The sequence below is a fragment of the Pengzhenrongella frigida genome (assembly GCF_004168625.1).
GTDB classification, from domain to species: Bacteria; Actinomycetota; Actinomycetes; order Actinomycetales; family Cellulomonadaceae; genus Pengzhenrongella; species Pengzhenrongella frigida.
Map to the genome: position 1 here is coordinate 17265 of NZ_SDWW01000043.1, position 21771 is coordinate 39035.

General features: G+C 69.9%; 20 protein-coding genes. 3 read left to right on the forward strand and 17 right to left on the reverse strand.

Annotated features, from left to right (window positions below):
- Positions 1-5: 5 nt before the first annotated feature.
- The 7 genes from EUA98_RS15550 to EUA98_RS15580 form a co-directional block, all read right to left on the reverse strand.
- Complete coding sequence (locus EUA98_RS15550) at positions 6-905, reverse strand: carbohydrate ABC transporter permease (RefSeq protein WP_130103608.1); 900 nt, start codon at positions 903-905, stop codon at positions 6-8.
- Positions 905-1858 (reverse strand): carbohydrate ABC transporter permease, encoded by a 954-nt coding sequence (locus EUA98_RS15555; RefSeq protein ID WP_130103609.1) that lies wholly within the window; start codon positions 1856-1858, stop codon positions 905-907. The genes EUA98_RS15550 and EUA98_RS15555 overlap by 1 nt, the downstream gene beginning before the upstream one ends.
- Before the next feature lie 64 nt (positions 1859-1922).
- Positions 1923-3317 (reverse strand): ABC transporter substrate-binding protein, encoded by a 1395-nt coding sequence (locus tag EUA98_RS15560; RefSeq protein ID WP_130103610.1) that lies wholly within the window; start codon positions 3315-3317, stop codon positions 1923-1925.
- Between the two features lie 147 nt (positions 3318-3464).
- The gene (locus EUA98_RS15565; RefSeq protein WP_242511585.1) at positions 3465-4493 is read right to left on the reverse strand and encodes a LacI family DNA-binding transcriptional regulator; all 1029 of its coding nucleotides are present in this window, start codon (positions 4491-4493) and stop codon (positions 3465-3467) included.
- A 149-nt stretch (positions 4494-4642) separates the two neighbouring features.
- Positions 4643-4741 carry a 30S ribosomal protein bS22 gene (locus EUA98_RS15570; RefSeq protein WP_003792170.1) on the reverse strand — a complete coding sequence of 33 codons (99 nt, stop codon included), beginning with the start codon at positions 4739-4741 and terminating at the stop codon, positions 4643-4645.
- A gap of 146 nt (positions 4742-4887) precedes the next feature.
- On the reverse strand, positions 4888-5094 hold the full coding sequence (locus tag EUA98_RS15575; RefSeq protein WP_130103611.1) for a helix-turn-helix domain-containing protein: 207 nt from the start codon (positions 5092-5094) through the stop codon (positions 4888-4890).
- Positions 5095-5239: 145 nt separating this feature from the next.
- A complete protein-coding gene (locus EUA98_RS15580) occupies positions 5240-6421 on the reverse strand; it encodes an acetoin utilization protein AcuC (RefSeq protein ID WP_130103612.1) in 1182 nt (393 codons plus the stop codon).
- A 167-nt stretch (positions 6422-6588) separates the two neighbouring features.
- Between EUA98_RS15580 and EUA98_RS15585 the strand changes: the two genes are divergently transcribed.
- Together EUA98_RS15585 and EUA98_RS15590 are read left to right on the forward strand one after the other, a co-directional pair.
- Positions 6589-7932, forward strand: a complete 1344-nt coding sequence (locus EUA98_RS15585) for a TrkH family potassium uptake protein (RefSeq protein ID WP_242511587.1) — start codon at positions 6589-6591, stop codon at positions 7930-7932.
- Positions 7925-8623, forward strand: coding sequence for a potassium channel family protein (locus EUA98_RS15590; protein WP_130103614.1), 699 nt, complete (start codon positions 7925-7927; stop codon positions 8621-8623). Before EUA98_RS15585 ends, EUA98_RS15590 begins: the two co-directional genes overlap by 8 nt.
- 141 nt (positions 8624-8764) lie before the next feature.
- Here EUA98_RS15590 and mmsB read toward each other — a convergent pair whose 3' ends face one another.
- The 10 genes from mmsB to EUA98_RS15640 all read right to left on the reverse strand — a co-directional run bounded on the left by mmsB (position 8765) and on the right by EUA98_RS15640 (position 20721).
- Positions 8765-9946 (reverse strand): multiple monosaccharide ABC transporter permease, encoded by a 1182-nt coding sequence (gene mmsB / locus EUA98_RS15595; RefSeq protein ID WP_130103615.1) that lies wholly within the window; start codon positions 9944-9946, stop codon positions 8765-8767.
- A gap of 6 nt (positions 9947-9952) precedes the next feature.
- Positions 9953-11482, reverse strand: coding sequence for a multiple monosaccharide ABC transporter ATP-binding protein (gene mmsA / locus EUA98_RS15600; RefSeq protein WP_130103616.1), 1530 nt, complete (start codon positions 11480-11482; stop codon positions 9953-9955).
- A 111-nt stretch (positions 11483-11593) separates the two neighbouring features.
- The gene (gene chvE, locus EUA98_RS15605; RefSeq protein WP_130103617.1) at positions 11594-12724 is read right to left on the reverse strand and encodes a multiple monosaccharide ABC transporter substrate-binding protein; all 1131 of its coding nucleotides are present in this window, start codon (positions 12722-12724) and stop codon (positions 11594-11596) included.
- A 103-nt stretch (positions 12725-12827) separates the two neighbouring features.
- Positions 12828-13613, reverse strand: coding sequence for a DeoR/GlpR family DNA-binding transcription regulator (locus EUA98_RS15610; protein ID WP_242511588.1), 786 nt, complete (start codon positions 13611-13613; stop codon positions 12828-12830).
- Between the two features lie 322 nt (positions 13614-13935).
- The gene (araA, locus tag EUA98_RS15615) at positions 13936-15444 is read right to left on the reverse strand and encodes an L-arabinose isomerase (RefSeq protein ID WP_130103618.1); all 1509 of its coding nucleotides are present in this window, start codon (positions 15442-15444) and stop codon (positions 13936-13938) included.
- Positions 15441-16169 (reverse strand): L-ribulose-5-phosphate 4-epimerase, encoded by a 729-nt coding sequence (locus EUA98_RS15620; RefSeq protein WP_130103619.1) that lies wholly within the window; start codon positions 16167-16169, stop codon positions 15441-15443. The genes araA and EUA98_RS15620 overlap by 4 nt, the downstream gene beginning before the upstream one ends.
- The gene (gene araB / locus EUA98_RS15625; RefSeq protein WP_130103626.1) at positions 16166-17893 is read right to left on the reverse strand and encodes a ribulokinase; all 1728 of its coding nucleotides are present in this window, start codon (positions 17891-17893) and stop codon (positions 16166-16168) included. Before araB ends, EUA98_RS15620 begins: the two co-directional genes overlap by 4 nt.
- Positions 17894-18007: 114 nt before the next feature.
- Positions 18008-18994 (reverse strand): LacI family DNA-binding transcriptional regulator, encoded by a 987-nt coding sequence (locus EUA98_RS15630; protein WP_130103620.1) that lies wholly within the window; start codon positions 18992-18994, stop codon positions 18008-18010.
- A gap of 111 nt (positions 18995-19105) precedes the next feature.
- Entirely contained in the window at positions 19106-19978 is an 873-nt protein-coding gene (gene proC, locus EUA98_RS15635) for a pyrroline-5-carboxylate reductase (protein WP_242511590.1), read from the reverse strand.
- Positions 19975-20721: a hypothetical protein gene (locus EUA98_RS15640; protein ID WP_130103621.1), complete on the reverse strand. Its 747-nt coding sequence runs from the start codon at positions 20719-20721 to the stop codon at positions 19975-19977. The genes proC and EUA98_RS15640 overlap by 4 nt, the downstream gene beginning before the upstream one ends.
- A 95-nt stretch (positions 20722-20816) precedes the next feature.
- On the opposite strand from EUA98_RS15640, the gene EUA98_RS15645 reads away from it, so the two are divergent.
- Positions 20817-21771 (forward strand): DUF3109 family protein (locus EUA98_RS15645; RefSeq protein WP_242511591.1); only part of this gene is annotated, 955 nt, incomplete at its 3' end.

Below are 21771 nucleotides of genomic sequence, written 5' to 3' on the forward strand. Positions count from 1 at the left end.
GCGGCTCACTTGAGACTGCCGAGGCTCAGGCCCCCCTGCCAGTACTTCTGCAGCGAGAGGAACGAGACCACCAGCGGGATGATCGAGATCAGGGCGCCGGTGATGACGAGGTTCCACAGCTGCGAACCGGCAGCGCCGGAGGTCGACTGGGCCTGCCACTGGCCGAGGCCCACGGTCACCGGCAGCAGCTTGGTGTCCGAGAGCACGGCGAGCGGCAGGAAGTAGTTGTTCCAGGTCGCCACCGTCGAGAGCAGCAGCACGGTGACGATCGCCGGCCGCAGCAGCGGCAGCGCGACGCTGACGAACGTCTTGAAGTCGCCCGCGCCGTCGACCCTCGCGGCGTCGAGGAGCTCGTCGGGCACCGCGTCCTGGGCGTACACCCGCATGAGGTACACGCCGAACGGGCTGAGCAGCGACGGCAGGATCACCGCCCAGATCGTGTTCGTCAGCCCCATGTCGCTGAGCAGGACGAACGTCGGGATCACCAGGGCCGTCAGCGGGACCATGACCGAGCCGAGCAGCACCGCGAAGTACAGGTTGCGGCCACGGAACCGGTACTTCGCGAAGCCGTACCCGGCCAGCACCGACAGCACCGTCGCGCCGACCCCGCCGACGATGGCGTACAGGAACGAGTTGCCCAGCCAGCGCCAGTAGATGCCGCCGTTCTGGCTGAAGAGCTGGCGGACGTTGGCGACCAGGTCGAACTCGGAGTCGAACCACAGCGGTCCACCTGTGCCGGTGAACAACCCGTTGATGTTCTTGGTGCTCGCGACGATGAGCCACCACAGCGGCAGCGCGAAGTAGAGCACCAGCAGCACCAGGAACGTGTGCGAGCCCAGGTTGCGCCGCTGCGTGACCCCGCGGCGGCGGGCGCCGGGTTCGCGGGTGAGCGTGGGTGCCGACATCAGCTGAGTCCGTTCCGCTTGCGCGACAGGAAGAGGAAGACGTACGACCCGATGAACACCACGACGCCGAGCGCGAAGGAGATCGCGGACGCGTAGTTGAACTGGGAGTACGAGAACGCGAGGGTGTACGCGTAGATGTTCGGTGTGAACGACGCATCGATGGATCCGGCCGCCACCGAGCGCAGGATCTGCGGCTCGGTGAAGAACTGCAGCGTGCCGATGATCGCGAACACGAAGATGAGCACGAGCGCGGAGGAGATCATGGGGACCTTGATCCGCAGCGCGATCTGCCAGCCGTTCGCGCCGTCCATCCGCGCGGCCTCGTAGACCGACGTGTCGATCCCCCGGAGCGCGGCGTAGATGATGATCATGTAGTAGCCGGCCCACTGCCAGACGACGACGTTGAGCAGCCCGGCGAAGACGTTGTCCGGGCTCAGCATGAACGGCGCATCGATGCCGAACATCCCGAAGATCTCCCCGATCGGTCCGAACCGGGGGCTGTACAGGAAGCCCCACATCATCGCGCCGATCACGACGGGGATGGCGTACGGCACGAAGATCATCAGCCGGGAGAACTTCGACAGGCGGCTCGAGAGGTTGTCGAGCACCAGGGCGGCCGCGAGCGAGACCAGCATCTGGATCGGGATGAGCACGAGCGAGAACCGCAGCACGAACGCGACCCCGTGCAGGAACTCCGGGTCCGTGAACGCCCTGGTGTAGTTCTCGAACCCGCTGAAGTGCTCACCGGCCGCGAGGGTCTTGGTGTGCAGGCTCATCCAGAAGGCGTACCCGAGCGGGACGATGAGGAAGGTGATGAACACGAGCGTGAACGGGGCGACGAACAGCCATCCGTGGCGCTGCCGCGCCCGGTCGATCCCCCCGGTCCGCGTCGGCCGCGGCCGCGCGTTCGTCGGGGCGGGTACCCCTGTGGGCACCGTGGCGAGCTGGGTCATGAGGACTCCTTGGTGAGGCGGCCCGGGCGGGGCCTACGACGTCGCCCCGCCCGGGACCTGCGAGCTACTTGACCGTGAAGCCCTGGCTGGTCGCGTAGTCGACGACCTGCCCCTGAAGGTCATCGGCCGCCTGCTCCGGCGACTTCTCCCCCTGGACCGCAGCGAACAGCTCCTCGGTGAGCTGGTCGTACGCGAAGTTCTGGAACGGCGAGAACGTGAAGCCCTCGTAGCCGGCCGCCGCGTCGAGGAAGACGTCCTCGTTGATCTTCTGCCCGCCGAAGAACGGGTACTCGAGCGCGGTGAAGTACTCCGACTCGGCGATCGGCTTCCAGAGCGGGTACAGCGCACCCTCTTCGATCCCGATCTTCCAGGCCTCCTCCGTGCCGAAGACCTCCTTGGCGACGGTGGCCGCGGCCTCGGGGTTCTTCGCCTGGCTGGTCACGGCGAACGCCGAGCCGCCCCAGTTCACCTGCACGGGGCTGGCCGCGTCCCACTGCGGCATCGGCGCGGCACGCCAGACGGCGGTGTCGTCGGCGCCCGCGAGGCCGGAGAGGTAGCCCGGCCCCCACGCGGCGGCGAGGTACACGGCATAGGTGCCGTCGACGAGCTTGGTGTTGTAGTCGGTCGTGAACGCGTCGTCCGTGCCGACCAGGCCCTTGTCGATCAGGTCGTACCAGTAGTTCAGGACCTTCTTGGTGCCGTCGTCGTTGAGGTCGATGGCGACCTCGGTCGAGTCGGTGTCGCCGAACACGTACGGCTCGGAGCCGGCCTGGGCGAACAGCGCCTGGTTGAACGCGCGCCCGTTGGTCGGGAAGTCGGTCATCAGCGCGGTGCTGCCGGAGTCGCGCAGCTGCTGGGCGGCCGCGGCGAACTCGTCCCAGGTGGTGGGCGGGGTCATGATCCCGGCCGCCTCGAACACGTCCGCGCGGTAGAGCATCCCCATCGGACCGCCGTCGACCGGGATCGCGTAGACGCCGTCCCCGCTCGAGTGGTCCGCCCAGACGCCCGGTGCGTAGCTGCTCTCGACGTCGGCCGCGCCGTAAGGCGTCAGGTCCGCGAGCGCGTCGCGGATGATGAAGCTCGGCAGCACCTCGGTCTCCAGCATGATGACGTCCGGCGCGCCGCTCTTCGCCTCGATCGTGGTGCTGAACTTCGTGTACTCGTCGTTGCCCTGGCCGGCGTTCGACCAGCAGATCTGGATGTCGTCGTGCGAGTTGTTGAACAGGTCCACGACCCCCTCGAACGCCGGGTACCAGGCCCACACGGTCACCTGCTCGGCGTCGGGGTTGACGACGGTGTTGGTGCAGGTGCCGTCGCTGCCGCCGGCCGCGGGGTCCGCGGTCCCGTCGGCAGCGTCCGAACCACCGCTGCACGCGCTGAGGGTGATCGCCCCCAGTCCGAGCCAGAGCGCCGCGGTCATGACGCGATTGGGGTGCCCACCATGTGTCTTGAGCTTCATCTCGCGAATCCTCCTTGATTCGTCACGGTGACCCACCGGTCGCCGGCCTTCGAGTCGTGATTGCCATCTACATCGATGTACTACAACGATGTAGAACGATCGAGAAGCCGTCAAGGCCTCAATGTCACAGATTGGTCACGATCTGGGTCAGGTCGACGCCGCGACCGCGCTCCCGGTCGACTCGCGTTCGATGATCTCGAAGTCGGCGACGACCTCGACGAACGGCCGGCCCGGGGCCGGGTCGGCGATCCGTGCCATCAACAGCTCCACGGCGGTGCGTGCGATCTGCAGCCGCCCGGGCGCCACGGTCGAGAGCGACGGCGACGAGTAGCGCGCGTCGTCGACGTCGTCGAAGCCGATCACCGCGACGTCCTGGGGAACCCGGACGCCGCGAGCCGACAGGGCCCGCAGCGCACCGAGGGCCATCGCATCGTTGAGCGCGAACACGGCGTCGATCGGGGTGCCGGCGGCCAGGAGACGCTCCATGGCATCGGCGCCGGTCGACCGGTGCCATGCGACCACCGGCCCCATGAGCGCCGGGTCCAGCGGGAGGCCCGCCTCGGTGAGCGCCCGCTCGTACCCCACCACCCGCAGACCGGCCGACCCCACGGTCTCGCCCGGATGGGCGCCGATCACGGCGATGCGGCGACGGCCGAGCTCGATCAGCCGACGGGTCGCCGCGTAGGCCGCCTCGACGTTGGCCATCGTGACGTGGTCCGCGGGGCCGCGGAAGATCCGCTCGCCCAGCAGCACGAGCGGGTAGTGCACGGCGAACTCGGTGCGGTCCTCCTCCCCCAGCGCCAGTGGGCTGAAGATCAGCCCGTCGGTCATCTGGCGGCGCTCGCCGTGCAGCACCTCGAGCTCGCGGACGCGCTGGGCTCCGGTCTGCTCGATCAGCACGGTCACGCCGGCGTCCTCGCCCGCCTGGATCACCAGGTCGGCGAGCTCGGCGAAGTAGGGCTGGCTCAGCTCGGGGACGGCCAGGCCGATCATCCCGGTGCGCCCCTGGCGGAGGTTGCGAGCGGAGACGTTGAGCCGGTAGCCGAGCTCGACGATCGCTTCTTCGACCCGGGCCCGCGTGGCCGGCCGGATGTACGGGTAGCCGTTGACGACGTTCGAGACGGTCTTGACCGAGACGCCGGCGAGCTGGGCCACGTCCTGCATCGTCGCGGACACGGTCCCTCTATCCTCCTGCCAGCCACGTCATCGAAAACCCCTGCCCCTGCGGAGCGACTGCCTCCGTGCTCCCGACCCTACAACGTTGTAAAGCACGTGTCCGGCAGCCAGGACGAACTCGGGCCCGGCATCTCTGCCGGGCCCTGAGGTCACTTCTTGTTGCGGCGCTGGTGGCGCGTCTTGCGAAGCAGTTTGCGATGCTTCTTTTTCGCCATGCGCTTGCGACGCTTCTTGATGACGGAGCCCATGGATCCTCACAATGTTCGACTGGTGCTGGCTGGAACGCCCGAGTTGTGCGGACGCAATAGCCCACGCACGGGAAAGTCCGAGATCATTCTAGCGGGTGCCGCTCACGGCATGCGACCGCGTCGGCCCGGCGAACCGTACCTGATCCTCAGGACGTGAGCCGATCCGCCTCGATGTAGGAGGTCGCGAGGTACTGGTCGAGCGCGTCCTGCGGGACCCGGAACGACCGTCCCACGCGCACCGCAGGCATCTCACCCGAGTGGACCAACCGGTAGACGGTCATCTTGGACACGCGCATGACCTCGGCGACCTCGGCGACGGTGAGGTACCGCGCACGTGGTTGATCGCTGGACATCCCGCACCGCTTCCTCGACTGAGCCTGCTGGCCCCTGACCGTCGCGCCCACTTCACAGGCACGCATGATCACCCTAGGGCCTGGTGGGGCGCGTGGGGTAGGGGCGAACCGAGTGAACGGTGGGACAGCAGTGAACGGTGGCCCCTCAGTCGTGGTTGGGGTCCAGGCCGAGGTGCGGGAACACGGCGTCCCGGGTCGCCCGGATCGCCCGGTCCACGTCGTCCGCCGGGTCGTAGCCGTGACCCCACTCCCGAAACGCGCCGCTCGCGCCGTCGGTCATCCGCTCCGGCGGGGTGCGCCCCCACCGGGCGATGACGTCCTGCCGCCAGGCGTCAGGCAGCGCGGTCGCCGGGTCGAGATCGACGTGGCCCGCGATGGCGATCAGCTGGCTCCAGGCGCGCGGCACGACGTCGATGACGGCGTATCCCCCACCGCCGAGCGCCAGCCAGCGCCCATCGGCCACCTCGTGCGCCAGATCGTGCACCAGCCCGGCGACGTGGCGCTGCGCGTCGATGCTCACCCGGAGGTTGGCGATCGGGTCGGCGGCGTGCGTGTCGCAGCCGTGCTGGCTCACGATCACGTCCGGGGCGAAGCCGCGCAGCACGGCCGGCACGACGGCGTCGATCGCCCGCAGCCAACCGGCGTCGCCCGTCCCGGCCGGCAGCGCGAGGTTCACGGCGGTGCCCTCGGCGCCGTCGCCACCGACCTCCGCCGCGTGGCCGGTACCCGGGAAGAGACTGCGGCCGCTCTCATGGACCGAGACCGTCAGCACCCGCGGGTCGTCCCAGAAGATGTGCTCGACCCCGTCACCGTGATGAGCGTCGACGTCGACGTACGCGACCCGGCGAGCGCCGTCCGCGAGCAGCCGTCGGATGGCGACCGCGGCGTCGTTGTAGACGCAGAAGCCGGAGGCGCTCTCGGGCATCGCGTGGTGCATCCCCCCGGTGATGTTCACGGCATGCACGGCGTCCCCTGACCACACCGCGTTGGCGCCCGCGAGGCTGCCCGCCACGACCCGCGCCGCCGCCTCGTGCATGCCGGGGAACACCGGGTCGTCCTCGGTGCCGAGGCCGTGGGCCCAGTCCGCCACCCCGTGGTCCGACGCCGCGCGGACGGCCGCCACGTAGGTCGCGGCGTGCACGGTGAGCAGCTCGGCGTCGGTGGCCGGCTCGACGCCGACCACCTCGACACCCGGAGCTTCGAGGAGCCCCAGTGCGCCCGCCAGATCCATCGTCAGCTTGAGGCGCGCGGGCGACATCGGGTGCCCCTGGCCGAAGTCGTACCCGAGCAGGGCGGGAGACCAGACGATGTGCACCGATTCGGCCATGCGCCACACGGTAACCCGGCCTCCTGGGGTGTGCGGTGGAACAGGTGCCGCCCGATTCGCGCCCGGCCTCGGCCGACCCGTCCCTGGGACGTGCCAGAGTGAGCGGTCACGACATTCGCCGACCGGGAGGTGCGATGCGTCAGGGGCTTCCCGGGACCGCCAGGTCCATGCGTGAGTTCGTCGACCGCCTGGCCCGGCAGTCACCCGCCCGGCTCGCCCTCGGGGTGTTCGGCAGTGTCATCGCGGTCTTCACCGCGCTGCTGTCGACCTCGTTCGCGACCGCCAGCGGCGAGCGCGCCCCGTTCGTCGACGCGCTGTTCACCGCGACGTCGGCCGTGTGCGTCACCGGGCTGGTCACCGTCCCGACCGGGACCTACTGGTCCGCTGCGGGCCAGGTCGTGATCCTCGTGGCGATCAAGGTCGGCGGGCTCGGGGTGATGACCCTGGCCTCGCTGCTCGGGATGGCGGTGTCGCGCCGGATCGGCCTGACCCAGCGACTGCTGGTCTCGTCGGAGACGAAGATGACGCGGCTCGGCGAGGTCGGTTCGCTCGTCCGCGTCGTCATCGTCACCTCGACGCTGTTCGAGGTCGCGATCGCCCTGGTCCTGATCCCGCGGTTCCATGCCCTCGACGAGAGCTGGGGTCAGGCGACCTGGCACGGCGTGTTCTACGCGATCTCGGCCTTCAACAACGCGGGGTTCATCCCGACCGCCTACGGGCTGACGCCGTACGGCTCGGACTGGCTGATCCTGCTGCCGATCATCATCGGCGTGTTCGTCGGATCGCTCGGCTTCCCGGTGATCCTCGACGTCATGCGCCGGGTCCGCTCGCCGCGACGGTGGAACCTGCACTCCAAGCTCACGCTCGTAGCGAGCGGCTCCCTGGTCGCGTTCGGCACCGTCCTCGTCGCGGCCTTCGAGTGGAACAACGTCAAGACGTTCGCCCCGCTGGACTGGCCGGGCACGATCCTCGCCTCGCTGTTCGCGGGCGTCATGCCCCGCTCGGGCGGCTTCTCGACGGTCGACATCAACGACATGCACCAGAGCACCTGGCTGCTCAACGACGCGCTGATGTTCGTCGGGGGCGGCAGCGCCTCCACCGCGGGCGGCATCAAGGTCACCACGCTTGCCGTCATGCTGCTCGCCATCCTTGCCGAGGCCCGCGGGGACAAGGACGTGGAGGCCTTCGGACGGCGGATCCCCCGCGAGGCGCTGCAGGTGGCCATCGCGGTGTCCCTCGTGAGTGCGACCTTCATCCTCGCCGCGTGCCTCGTCCTCCTGGCCGTGACCGACTGGACGTTGGACGTGGTCCTGTTCGAGGTGATCTCGGCGTTCGCCACCTGCGGGCTGTCCACCGGGGTGACGGCAGACCTGCCCGACACGGGGAAGTACGTCCTCGTGTTCATGATGTTCATCGGCCGAACTGGCACGATGACCTTTGCTGCGGCGCTCGCCCTGCGCAGTCGCCGTCGCGTGATCCGGCTACCAGAAGAGAGGCCGATCATTGGCTGAGAACCCATGGGGCACCAGAGCCCCGAAAGAGCCCAAGGCACGCAAGGACGCGGGGGTCCTGGTCATCGGCCTGGGCCGGTTCGGTTCCGCCCTCGCGACCACCCTCGAGGCGCTCGGCCAGGACGTCCTGGCCGTCGAGAAGTCGCCCGAGCTGGTCGCCCAGTGGGCCGGCCGGATCCCGCTCGTCGAGGCCGACGCCGCCAATCCGGAGGCGCTGATCCAGCTCGGTGCGCGCGACTTCAGCGTCGCCGTCGTCGGGGTCGGGTCGTATCTCGAGGCGAGCGTGCTGATCACGGCCAACCTCGTCGACCTGGGGGCACCCCAGATCTGGGCGAAGGCGATCTCCCACGAGCACGCCCGCATCCTGCAGCGGATCGGCGCGCACCACGTGGTGCTGCCCGAGTCCGATGCCGGGACGCGGGTGGCCCACCTCGTGTCGGGCAAGATGCTCGACTACATCGAGGTGGAGGACGGCTTCACGATCGTGAAGATGCGCCCGCCGCGCGAGACCCAGGGCTTCACCATCGCCGAGACCAAGATCCTCGAGCGGTACGGCGTGACCGTCATCGGGGTGAAGAGCCCCGGTCAGGACTTCGTCTACGCCGAGCCCACCACCCGGATCTCCGCGAACGACCTGCTGATCGTCTCCGGCCACGCCGAGCTGCTCGAGCGGTTCGCCGCCCGCCCCTGACGCGCGCCGCCTCGTTAGAGGACCACGAAGGCCAGGCGCACCACGCCGATGTCGACCGGTGACCTCGTAGCCCCTTCCGCGGCGTCAGAAAGGCCCGCACCGCCGAAGCGGTGCGGGCCTTTCTGGCACTGCGTCAAACGGTCAGCGAGAGACGCCCGCGCGCCGCTTGTTGTAGACGTCGAACGCGACGGCACCCAGCAGCACGAGGCCCTTGATTGCCTGCTGGTAGTCGATGCCGATGCCGAGCAGGCTCATGCCGTTGTTCATGACACCCATGATCAGACCACCGACGATCGCGCCGACCACGGTGCCGACGCCGCCGGTGACGGCCGCCCCACCGATGAAGCACGCGGCGATCGCGTCGAGCTCGAAGTTCTGGCCCGCCTTGGGGTTGGCCAGGTTGAGCCGGGCCGTGAACACGATGCCCGCGACAGCGGCCATGACGCCCATGTTGACGAAGATCCAGAAGTTGACCCACTTGACCTTGATGCCCGAGAGCGTCGCGGCGTTGAGGTTGCCACCGATGGCGTAGACGTGGCGCCCGAAGACGCTCCGCTTGGTGACGGCCGAGTAGACGACCACGAGCACGCCGAGGACCAGCAGGACGACCGGCAGGCCCTTGTAGTGCGCGAGCTGCCAGGCGAAGGCCATCGCGACCAGGGCGACCGCGGCGATCTTGGCGATGAAGGCCGGCATGCCGGCGACGTCCTGCTGGTAGCGCTGACGCGCCCGGCGCTCGCGGAACTGCGAGAACGCGAACGCCGCGACTCCGGCGGCCGCGACCACGAGCGTGAACAGGTCGTAGCCGTCACCACCGAGGACCCCGTTGAGGAAGCCCGAGGCGATGTTCCGGAAGGTGTCCGGGAACGGGGAGATCTGCGTGTTCCCGAGGGTCACCATGGTGGCGCCGCGGAAGATGAGCATGCCGGCCAGCGTGACGATGAACGCCGGAATCCCGACGAACGCCACCCAGTAGCCCTGCCAGGCCCCGACCAGTGCGCCGACGACGAGTGCGCCGATCACCCCGATCCACCAGGGCAGGTCCATGCGGACGATGAGCACGCCCGCGACGGCGCCGGTGAAGGCGACCACCGAACCGACCGAGAGGTCAATGTGCCCGGCGATGATCACGATGACCATGCCGATCGCCAGAATGAGGATGTAGGAGTTCTGCACGACGATGTTCGTGATGTTCTGCGCCGTCAGCAGGGTGCCGTCGGTCAGCACTGCGAACAGCGCGATGATCAGAACGAACGCGATATAGATACCGCTCTGGCGGATGTTCTTGGTGAGAGCCGTCTTCACCGAGTCGAGGGCAGCCATGGGCGATCAGTCCTTTACCTTTGTCATGTACTGCATGAGGAGTTCCTGGGTCGCCTCCGCGCGCGGGACCTCACCGGTGATCCGGCCAGCGGAAAGCGCGTAGATACGGTCGCAGATGCCCAGCAGCTCGGGCAGCTCGGAGGAGATCACCAGCACGGCCTTCCCGGCGTCGGCCAGGCGGTTGATGATCGTGTAGATCTCATACTTGGCGCCGACGTCGATACCGCGCGTCGGCTCGTCGAGAATGAGAACCTCGGGGTCGGCGTAGATCCACTTGCTCAGGACGACCTTCTGCTGGTTCCCGCCCGAGAGCTTGCCGGTGACCGCGGTGACGCCAGGAGCCTTGATGTTCATGCTCGCCCGGTACTCCTCGGCGACCTTGACCTCTTCGTTGTCGTTCACCCAGCCGCGCTCGGAGATCTTGCTGAGCGAGGCCACCGAGATGTTGCGCTTGATGTCCTCGATGAGGTTGAGGCCGTACTTCTTGCGGTCCTCCGTCGCGTACGCGATCCCGTGCTTGATCGCGTCGTGGACGGTGCGAGCGTGGATCTCCTTGCCGTCCATGAACAGCCGGCCGGTGATCCCGGTGCCGTAGGAGTGGCCGAACACGCTCATCGCGAGCTCGGTGCGACCGGCGCCCATCAGGCCCGCGAGCCCGACGATCTCGCCGCGGCGCACCGTGAGGTTCGCACCGCGCACCACGACGCGCTCGTGCTGGATCGGGTGGTGAACCGTCCAGTCCTCGATCCGCAGCACCTCCGCGCCGATGTTCGGCGTGTGGTCCGGGAACCGGCTCTCCAGGTCGCGGCCGACCATGCCACGGATGATCCGGTCCTCGGTGACGGAGTCGGCCTTCATGTCGAGGGTCTCGATCGTCTTGCCGTCGCGGATGATCGTCGTGGAGTCGGCGATCTCCTCGATCTCGTTCAGCTTGTGGGAGATCATGATCGACGTGATGCCCTGGCCCTTGAGGTGGCGCAGGAGGTCGAGCAGGTGCTCGGAGTCGGCGTCGTTCAGGGCCGACGTCGGCTCGTCGAGGATGAGCAGCTTGACCCGCTTGGACAGGGCCTTGGCGATCTCGACGAGCTGCTGCTTGCCCACGCCGATGTCGGCGACCTTGGTGATCGGGTTCTCGGCCAGACCGACCCGCGCGAGCAGCTTTGCCGCCTCGGAGTTGGTCTTGTTCCAGTCGATCATGCCGCGGGTGGCCTGCTCGTTGCCGAGGAAGATGTTCTCGGCGATCGACAGGTACGGGCTGAGCGCGAGCTCCTGGTGGATGATGACGATCCCTTTGTCCTCAGAGGACTTGATGTCACCGAACTCCACGACCTCGTTGTCGTACACGATGTCACCGTCGTACGTGCCGTGCGGGTAGACCCCCGACAGCACCTTCATGAGCGTGGACTTGCCGGCGCCGTTCTCCCCGCAGATCGCGTGGATCTCTCCACGCTTGACCTTCAGAGTGACGTCCTGCAGTGCCTTCACGCCCGGGAACGTCTTGGTGATACTGCGCATCTCCAAGATGTTGTCGTCCATGGGACGCACCGTCCTTGTCCAGTCGTCGGGGGGCGGTGCCCTGCGGACGAGAGGATCTCTCGTCCGCAGGGCACCGGTTGCCGGGTGGTACCGGCGGGAGAAGTGCCTAGCTCAGGCCAGGTCGGCTTCGGTGTAGTAGCCGCCGTCGACCAGGACCTCTTTGTAGTTGTCCACGGTCACGATCTGCGACTTGAGCAGGTAGGACGGGACGACCTTGACGCCGTTGTCGTACGTCTCGGTGTCGTTGACCTCGGGGTCGTCGCCCTGCAGCAGTGCGTCGGTCATCGCCACGGTCACCTTCGCGAGCTCGCGGGTGTCCTTGTAGATGGTCGCGTACTGCTCGCCGGCGATGATCGACTTGACCGAACCGGCCTCAGCGTCCTGACCGGTCACGGTCGGGTACGGCTGGTCGGTCGTGCCGTAACCGGCACCCTTGAGCGCGCCGAGGATGCCGATGGACAGGCCGTCGTACGGCGAGAGCACGCCGTCGACCTTGTCGCCGCTGGAGTAGGTACCCGTGAGCAGGTTCTCCATGCGGGCCTGGGCCGTGGCCGGGTCCCAACGCAGCGTGGCAACCGTCTGGAAGTCCGTCTGGCCACTCTTGACGACGAGCGTGCCGTCGTCGATCAGCGGCTGGAGGATCGACATGGCGCCGTTGAAGAAGAACGTCGCGTTGTTGTCGTCGGGCGAACCGGCGAACAGCTCGATGTTCAGCGGGCCGGCCTTGTCGGTGGCCGCACCGGCGTCGTCGACGAGACCCATGCCCATGAGCAGCGAGGTGGCCTGCTGCACGCCGACCTCGAAGTTGTCGAAGGTCGTGTAGTAGTCGACGTTCTCCGTGTCGCGGATGAGGCGGTCATAGGCGATGACCGGGATCCCGGCCTCCTTGGCGGCCTCGAGCTGGCTCGTGAGCGCCGTGCCGTCGATCGACGCGATGATCAGGACGTCGGCGCCCTGGGTGATCATGTTGTCGATCTGGTTGACCTGGGTCGGGATGTCGTCCTCGGCGTACTGGAGGTCGACCGTGTAGCCGAGCGCCTCGAGCTGCTCCTTGACGTTGTTGCCATCCGCGATCCAACGCTCGGACGACTTCGTCGGCATCGCGACGCCGATGATCTGCTCGCCGCCCGCCGCCTCGGTCGCGTCGTCGGTGCCCGTGCCGGCGCCGCCGCCGCTGCAGGCGGCCAGCGCGAAGGTCAGGGTCATGCCCGCTGCCAGTGCAGCGAACTTAGTGGTGCGCATTCTTCCTCCTTGAAGTGCCTTCCTGGTCCGAGCCGATCGGCAGATCGACCCGGGGTGCCCTGACCACGGGGTACCCAAGGTCAGGAAGTGTGTGTGTCCGGCGCTACTCCACCTGGATCACGTCGATGCCCGCGCGCCGGAGCTCGGCCACGGAGCCTGCACTGGCCGACGGACCGGTGAGGACGCTCGCGATCTCGCTCAGGTCGGCGACGCGGATCAGGTGGGCCTGCCCGATCTTCGACCCGTCGGCGACCACGATCGTGCGCTCGGCCGCGGCGATCATCCGGCGCTTGATCTCGGTCTCGGGCAGGTTGAGGTTGGTCACGCCGTGGATGACGTCGACGCCGTTGCACCCGATGAAGGCGAGATCGGCGTGCAGGCGTTCGAGCAGGAGCGTGGCCATCGGGTCGACGAGCGAGTGCTGCAGCCGGCGCAGCGTCCCGCCGGTCACGATCACGGTGATGTCGCTGTGCGAGGTCTCGAGGTCGAGGGCGACCTTCAGTCCGTTGGTGATCACGGTGACCTGCTCGAGATCGGTGCGGGCGCCGAGCGCCTGACCGATGGCCGCCGTCGTGGTGCCCACGTCGATGATGACGCTCATGCCCGAGGTGACCAGCGCCGCGGCGCTCTCGCCGATGAGCTTCTTCTCCGCAGCCTGGGCGGTCAACGACTCCTCGAACGACCGCTCCGGCCGGATCCCGCGCGACCGGGCCATCGCCCCGCCGCGGACCCGGCGCACGACCTGGGAGTGGTCGAGGGCGTCGAGGTCGGCGCGGACCGTCACGTCCGAGATGCCGAACGCGTCGGACAGCTCGGCGACCCGAACGAACTGGCGGTCGGTAATCATCTCGAGCATCCGCTCGCGGCGGACCGTTGCGGGGAGAGTCACCGCCTCTTCGTTGAGCACATCCCTACTTTCGGCATCTTTCGAATGCCCGTCAAGTTGTTCAGGGCCACTTTTGATTGCGAAACCATAACGCTTTGTGACCGATCACATCCGCTCGGTCCTCGCGAGCCTGAGCCCGTCCGCGCACGACGGGGCAGCGCCCGGAGACGACGCCCTCCGGGCGCTGGGCTGCACCCTCCTTTCGGTATCGAAAGAGGGCGCAGCCGTCCCACCGAACCTCGGTGTCACGAGGAGCCGAGAGCCGAAGGACGTAGCGTTCCGTCCGTCAGCCAGCGCTCCGTCCGTCAGGTCGCGGCCGTGCCGGTCAGAACCCCTGGGCGAGCCGGTAGTAGGCCTGGTTCCAGCGGATCTCGCGGGCGAACCCGCGCGACGTGGTGTCCGCGTCGATCACGAGCAGCTCGGTGCGGGCGATGTCGGCGAAGTCGGCGAAGACCTCGATCCCGACCTGGGTGCTGAGCACCGAGTGGTGCGCGGCGCCGGCCGTGAGCCAGGCCTCGGCCGAGGTGGCGAAGTCCGGCTCGGGCTTCCACACCGCGCGCGCCACGGGGAGCTTCGGCAGCTCCTCGAGCGGCGGCACGACCTCGACGACGTTCGCCGTCAGGCGGAAGCGCTCACGCATGTCGGACATGGCCACCACGACGCCGGGGCCGGCATCCGTGTCGAACACGAGCCGGACGGGGTCCTCGCGGCCACCGATTCCCAGCGGGTGCACCTCCAGGGTCGGACGTGACGTCGTCAGCGACGGGCAGACCTCGAGCATGTGGGCGCCGAGGATGAGCTCGGAGCCGGGCACCATGTTGTAGGTGTAGTCCTCCATGAGCGAGGCGCCGCCGGGGAGGCCGGTGCCCATGACCTTGGCCGCCCGCACCAGCACGGCCGTCTTCCAGTCGCCCTCGGCGCCGAAGCCGTAGCCGTCGGCCATCAGCCGCTGGACCGCGAGCCCCGGCAGCTGCCGCAGCCCGCCGAGGTCCTCGAAGCTGGTGGTGAACGCCGTCGCGCCGAGGCCCTCGAGGAACGACCGCAGGCCGAGCTCGATCCGCGCGCCGTAGCGCAGGGAGTCGTGCCGGTCCCCGCCCACCCGCAGCTCGGCGGCGACGTCGTACAGGTCCTCGTACTCGTCGACCAGGGCGCCGACCTCGGCGTCCGTGGCCGCGTCGACGGCCTCGACGAGGTCGTTCACGCCCCAGGTGTTGACCGAGACGCCGAACCGCAGCTCGGCCTCGGTCTTGTCACCCTCGGTGACCGCCACGTTGCGCATGTTGTCGCCGAACCGGGCGAGCTTGAGCTCGTGCGTCGCGGACCAGCCCGCGGCCGCGCGCGCCCAGGTGCCGATCTTGGCGGTGACCGCGGGGTTCGAGACGTGCCCGACGACGGTCTTGCGGGCCACCCCGAGCCGCGACTGGATGTACCCGAACTCACGGTCGCCGTGGGCGGCCTGGTTGAGGTTCATGAAGTCCATGTCGATGGTCGCCCAGGGCAGCTCGACGTTGGCCTGCGTGTGCAGGTGCAGCAGCGGCGTGCGCAGCGCGTCCAGCCCGGCGATCCACATCTTGGCCGGGGAGAACGTGTGCATCCAGGCGATCACGCCGATGCAGGCGTCCGAGGAGTTGGCCTCGAGCGCCATCCGCCGGATCGCGTCCGAGCTCTTCAGCACGGGCTTCCAGATGACCTTGACCGGGACCTGGTCGGCCTCGGAGATGGCGCGCGCGATCGCCTGGGACTGCTCGGCGACCTGGCGCAGGGTGTCCTCGCCGTAGAGGTCCTGGCTTCCGGTGAGGAACCAGACCTCGCGGTCGGCAAATGCCTTGCTCATGAGACTCCTTCGCGGCCGGACTGCTGGCCGTAGACGTTCTGGTAGCGGTTGTAGAGCGAGTCGATGTCGGCCTGCGGGATCGGGACCGGCTCACCGAGCTGGCGCGAGATGTGCACGGTGCGGGCCACCTCCTCGACCATGACGGCGGCCTTGACGGCAGCGCGGGCGTCCTTGCCGATCGTGAACGGGCCGTGGTTGCGCATCAGGACGGCGGGCGACCGGCTCTCGCGCAGGGTCTCGACGATCCCCTGGCCGATCGAGTCGTCCCCGATCAGCGCGAACGGGCCGATCGGGACCGGTCCGCCGAACTCGTCGGCCATCATCGTCAGCACGCACGGCACCTCCTCGCCACGCGCCGCCCAGGCGGTCGCGTACGTCGAGTGGGTGTGCACGACGCCGCCGACGTGCGCGAGGTGGCGGTAGACGTAGGCGTGGGCCGCGGTGTCCGACGACGGCGCCCGGGTCCCCTCGACGAGCTCGCCGTCGAGGTCGCACACGACCATGGACTCCGGCGTGAGGTCGTCGTAGGAGACGCCCGACGGCTTGATCACGAACAGGTCGGCGCCCGGCACGCGCTGCGACACGTTTCCCGCGGTCCACACCACGAGCCCGTAGCGCGGCAGCTCGGCATGCAGCGCCGAGACGATCGCGCGCACCTGCACGACGGCGGCACGCACCTCGTCGCTGTAGGCGGCGAGGCCCCCGCGCTGGTCGGCGGCGCTCATGCGCGGCCGCCGATCGCCGCGCGCCGGATGGCCTTGAGCCGGTGCATGACGTCGTTGGCGCCACGTCCGAAGTAGTCGTGCAGCAGCGTGTACTCGGCGAACAGCGCGTCGTACCGCACCGCGTTGGCCTCGATGGGCGTGTAGGCCGCGACCACGCGGTGGCCCATGACCTTGGCCGCGGCGCGCACGTCGGGATACGCCCCGGCGGCGACGGCGGCGTGGATGGCCGAGCCGAGCGCCGGTCCCTGCTCGGAGACGATCGTGCTCAGCGGCAGGCGCGTGACGTCGGCGTAGATCTGCATGAGCAGCGCGTTCTTGAGCAGCCCGCCCGCGACGACCAGCTCGGTCACCGGGACGCCCGAGGTCTCGAACGCCTCGACGATCGTGCGGGTCCCGAACGCGGTCGCCTCGAGCAGCGCGCGGTAGGTGTCCTCGGGCTTGGTCAGCAGGGTCTGGCCGACGACGACGCCCGAGAGCTCGTGGTCGACGAGCACGGAGCGGTTGCCGGAGTGCCAGTCGAGCGCGACCAGGCCGTGCTCGCCGATCTCCTGCGCCGCGGCGAGCTCGGTGAGGTAGGCGTGCACGGACAGCCCGCGGTCGGCGGCGGCCGCGACGTACGCCGGCGGCACCGCGGAGTTCACGAACCAGCCGAAGATGTCCCCGACACCGCTCTGGCCGGCCTCGTAGCCCCAGAGCCCCTCGACGATCCCGCCGTCGACGACGCCGCACATGCCCGGCACCTCGTGCAGCGCGCGGCCGTTCATCACGTGGCACGTGGACGTGCCCATGATCGCGACCATCTGACCCGGCTCGCACGCGTTCGCGGCGGGTGAGGTGACGTGCGCATCGACGTTCCCGACGGCGACCGCGATGCCCTCGGGCAGCCCGGTCCACTCCGCGGCCTGAGCCGTGAGCGTGCCGGCCGGTGCGCCGAGCTGGCCGATCGGGTGGGCGACCTTCGCATCCACGAAGTCGGCGAAGTCGGGGTTGAGGGCTGCGAGGAAGTCCCGGGACGGGTAGACGCCGTCCTGCAGGATCCCCTTGTAGCCGGCGGTGCACGCGTTGCGCACGTACTGCCCCGAGAGCTGCCAGATGATCCAGTCGGCGGCCTCGACCCAGTGCTCGGTCGCGTCGTAGACCTCGCGGTCCTCCTCGAGCAGCTGCAGCCCCTTGGCGAACTCCCACTCGGAGGAGATCAGGCCGCCGTACCGCGGGATCCAGCTCTCGCCGCGCTCGAGCGCGAGCGCCGTGATCCGGTCGGCGTGCGGCTGGGCGGAGTGGTGCTTCCACAGCTTGACGTAGGCGTGCGGCCGGTCAGCGAACTCGGGGAGCTCGGCGAGCGGGGTGCCGTCGGCCGTGGTGGCGACCATGGTGCACGCGGTGAAGTCGGTGCCGATGCCGATCACGTTCGCCGGGTCGATCCCGAACGCGTCCTGCGCCGCCCGGATCGCCGCGGGAACAGCCGTGCGCAGCACGTCGACGTAGTCGGCCGGGACCTGGAGCGCCCAGTCGGGGGCGAGGGCGATCGGGGAGCCGGCGGCGGCGGCCGGCCCGGCCGTCAGCGCACGCTCCATGACGGCATGCGGGTACTCGTGCACCGCAGAACCGAGCTCCGCACCGTCGCGCACGCGGACGATGACCGCCCGACCGGAAAGGGTGCCGTAGTCGACCCCGACAACGAGGGCCTCATCCACGGGCACGTTCCGAGGACCTTGTCCCGCCATCTCCACCGCCATTGGTGTTGCTCCCGATCGTCGCCCCGCCGTAGCGAGGTCGCGTTCACCGACGGCGGGCGCCGTCGGCCATATCCCTAAATGTTAGCGCTCACATTCACTGTGTCAAGCCCTCCCTGGACCGGTGCTCGCGCGGACCACGAGCCGCGGTGGGATCGGGGTCGGGTCGAGCGGCAACCCCTCCATCGCGGCGACCAGCAGCTCCAGGCACCGTCGTCCCAGGTCAGCGAACTCCTGCCGGACCGTGGTCAGCGGCGGGTGGAAGTGCGCCGCCCCACCGATGTCGTCGAAGCCGACCACCGAGACGTCCTGCGGGACCGCGACACCTCCCTCGGCGAAGGCGTGCAGCAGCCCGAGCGCGAGCTGGTCGTTGGCGGCGAACACCGCTGTCGGCGCACCCTCGCGCACCAGGCTCCGGCCGACGGCGTACCCACGCTCGGCGCTCCAGTCAGCGGCGATCTGCGCCCCCGGCGCGACCCCGGCCACGGCGAGCTCGGCGCGCCAACCGGCCACCCGGGCCCGCGCGTCGATCCAGTCGAGCGGACCCGCCACGTGCACCACCTCGCGGTGCCCGAGGTCGAGCAGGTGACGGGTCGCCAGCCGGGCGCCCAGCTCCTGGTCGACGCTCATCGTGTGCAGCGAGAAGCCGGGGCTCGGCTCGGACGCGATCATCACGAGCGGGATCTGGCTCGCGAACGGGACGAGCGCGTCGCGGACGTCGTCCTGCGGCGCGATCACGATGATGCCCTCGACCGCCTGGCCCAGGAAGTACTCGACGGCCTTGTCCACGCTGCTCGCATCGGTGCCCGCCAGCGTCGCGATGCTGACGAAGTAGCCGGCCGCGCGCGCCGCCTCCTCGACCGCGATGAGCGTCGAGGAGGGGCCGAAGTACGGCAGCCCCACGGTCACGACGCCGATCGTCCCCGACCTGCGGGTGACGAGCGCACGGGCCGCGATGTTGCGCCGGTACCCGAGCTCGGCGATGGCCTCGAGCACACGCGCGCGGGTCTCCGGGCGCACGCTCGTGTGAGCGTTCAGCACCCGCGAGACCGTCTGGTGCGAGACCCCCGCCACCCGGGCGACGTCACTCATCGCCGGCGGTCTCGGCCGCGCGTCGTACTCGGTCGTCATCGCGTCGTCGTCATTCTCGTCGTCGTCAATCTGGTCGTCGTCAGTCTCATCGTCGTCATCTCGACACGTCCACTACACGCCGGGGGCGGCGTCGGCCTCGGCCGCGAGCTCGCGGGACCGGTCCCGGGCCGCCTCCGCTGCGGCCAGGAAGCCCGCGCGGACGCCGTGCGCGTCCAGCTCGCGCAGCGCGGCGACCGTGGTGCCGCCCGGGGACGAGACCCGTTCGCGCAGGATCACGGGGTGCTCGCCGCTCTCCTCGAGCAGCGCAGCAGCGCCGGCGACGGTCGCGACCGCGAGCTGCCGGGCGCGGTCGCGGGTCAGTCCCAGCAGGACGCCCGCCTCGGCGAGCGCATCGACCACGTAGAAGACGTAGGCCGGCCCCGAGCCGGAGATCGCGGTGACCGCGTCGAGGTCCTTCTCGGCCGCGCGAACCACCAGTCCCGTCCGCGCGAGGATCCGCTCGGTGCGCGCGAGGTGCTGCTCGGTCGCGTGGGCGCCGGCGCTGATCGCACTGGCTCCCCGCCCGATCACCGCGGGGGTGTTCGGCATGACTCGCACGACGGCGGTGCCCGCGGGCACCCGGCGCTCGTAGAACGAGCACGGCAGCCCGGCCGCGACGCTGACGAGCAGCGCCGCCGGTGCGAGGGACCCGGCGATCTCCGCCAGCACCGGGCCGACGTCCTTGGGCTTGAGCGCGACGACGACCGTGTCGGCATCCCGGACGGCTGCCGCGTTGCCGACCACGCAGCGGATTCCGTACCGCGCCGCGAGGTCCGCGCCGCGCGCCGTCGAGGGTTCCGTCACGACGACGTCGTCGGCCCCCCAGCCCGAGGCGAGCACGCCGGCGAGGATGGCTTCACCCATGACCCCGCCACCGAGGATCACCAGGCGCCCGGCGTCGCCGGTCACCTCGGGGCTCACCGCGGAGTCAGGGGCCGAGCTCACAGCGGGAAGGCCTGGTAGAAGTCGCGCACGGTCTGCGCGGGTCCGGTCGCCTGGAACAGCGCGGTGCCGTTCGTCCAGGTCACCGAGCCGGCGCCGTCGGCACCTTCCGAGAACGTCCAGCTTCCGACTGCCGCGCCGCCGACCTCGACGGAACCGCTGTCGGTGGCGGGCGCAGCTGCGACGAGGGCGGTGTACGCGACCGCAGCCTCCTCGGGCGACTCCCACTGGCCGGCGTCGAGGGCGACGGAGACCGCCGCACCGTCGGAGTAGTCGAACCGGTACCCCTCGAGCGCATCGGCGACCACGAGGGTCGGCTGCGGCGCGACCGCGGTGAGCGCGAGGTCCAGGACCGTGCTCGGCAGCGCGTCGGCGAAGGCGGAGGTCGGGGTGCGCTCGATGGGGGCGACGGTCGGCGTCGGCGAGGCCAGCGTGACCGTGCTGGCCGACGGCGTCGCCACCGGCTCGGCCGCGTCGAACGCGCCCGCGAGCGCAGCGATCCCCAGCCCGACGATCACGACGGCGCCGACGGCGGCGGCGATGAGCAGGTTGCGGCGACGCGTCGGGTGGTCCTTGCTCGCCGGATCCGGGGCGGGGGCGTCGGGCTCGACGCCCGGCGCGCTCCGGCGGGCGCGCGACGCCGGCGCGGGCGATCCAGCGGTCGCCGCCGACACAGCCGGCTGAGCGGGCGCGGGCGGCGCCGGCAGGTCCTCGGCGCCCCAGGTACCACGCGTGCTGTCGGTCATCCTTGCCCTCCCTGCGTGCGCCGCCGGGCAATCGCAGCGCGTTCGCAGAAGAGCCTACGCAATCACCGGGCCCGGACCCGCCGTACGATGCTGCGATGCTCGATCCGCGTGGTGAGACGCCGCTCGACAGCCCGCGGCTCTGGATCGAGTTCCCCGATCCGGACTGGGACCCCGCCGCCGAGCCCGAGGGTGCCGCGCAGATGTTCCGCGTCGACCTCACCTGGCTCACCTCGTCCTGGACCTGCATCTTCGGCCGGGGGTGCGCGGGGATCGACGCCGAGCGCCCCGACGACGGCTGCTGCACGCTGGGCGCCCATTTCACCGACGACGACGACGAGGCCCGGGTGGCCGCGCACGTCGAGAGCCTCACCGACGCGACCTGGCAACGCCGCGCCGCCGTCGGGCCGGGGCCCGCGGGCTGGGTCGAGGTGGACGACGACGGTTCGCGCAAGACCCGGGTGCTCGACGGCGCCTGCGTCTTCCTCAACGACCGTGGCTTCGCCGGCGGGTCGGGCTGCGCGCTGCACCACCTGGCCGGCGCACTGGCGATCGACGGGCTGCACACCAAGCCGGACGTGTGCTGGCAGCTCCCGCTGCGGCGCACCTACCGCACCGTCACCCGGCCGGACGGGTCGAGCTACCTCGAGGTCCAGATCGCCGAGTACGACCGGCGCGGCTGGGGCGCGGGCGGCCACGACCTGGACTGGTACTGCACCGGCAACCCGCTCGCGCACGTCGGCGCCGAGCCCGTGTACCTCTCGCTGGCCGCCGAGCTGCGCGAGCTCGTCGGCCCGGCCGCGTACGCCGAGATCGCCCGCCATGGCGCGGAGCTGCTCGGCGCCCGCCAGGGCGCGCAGGGGCACGGCACCCGCCAGGGCGCGCAGGGGAACGGCGCCCCCCAGAGCACGGAGCTGCGGGGCGCTCGCACGCTGCTCCCCCTGACCGTTCACCCAGCGACCCGGGCCGCCGCCGATGATGCTCCTATAGGTGTCAAGCGGCCTGAAGCCATTGGCGGTAGGCGTCGGCGAGTTCGTCGTCGCGGGTCAGTCC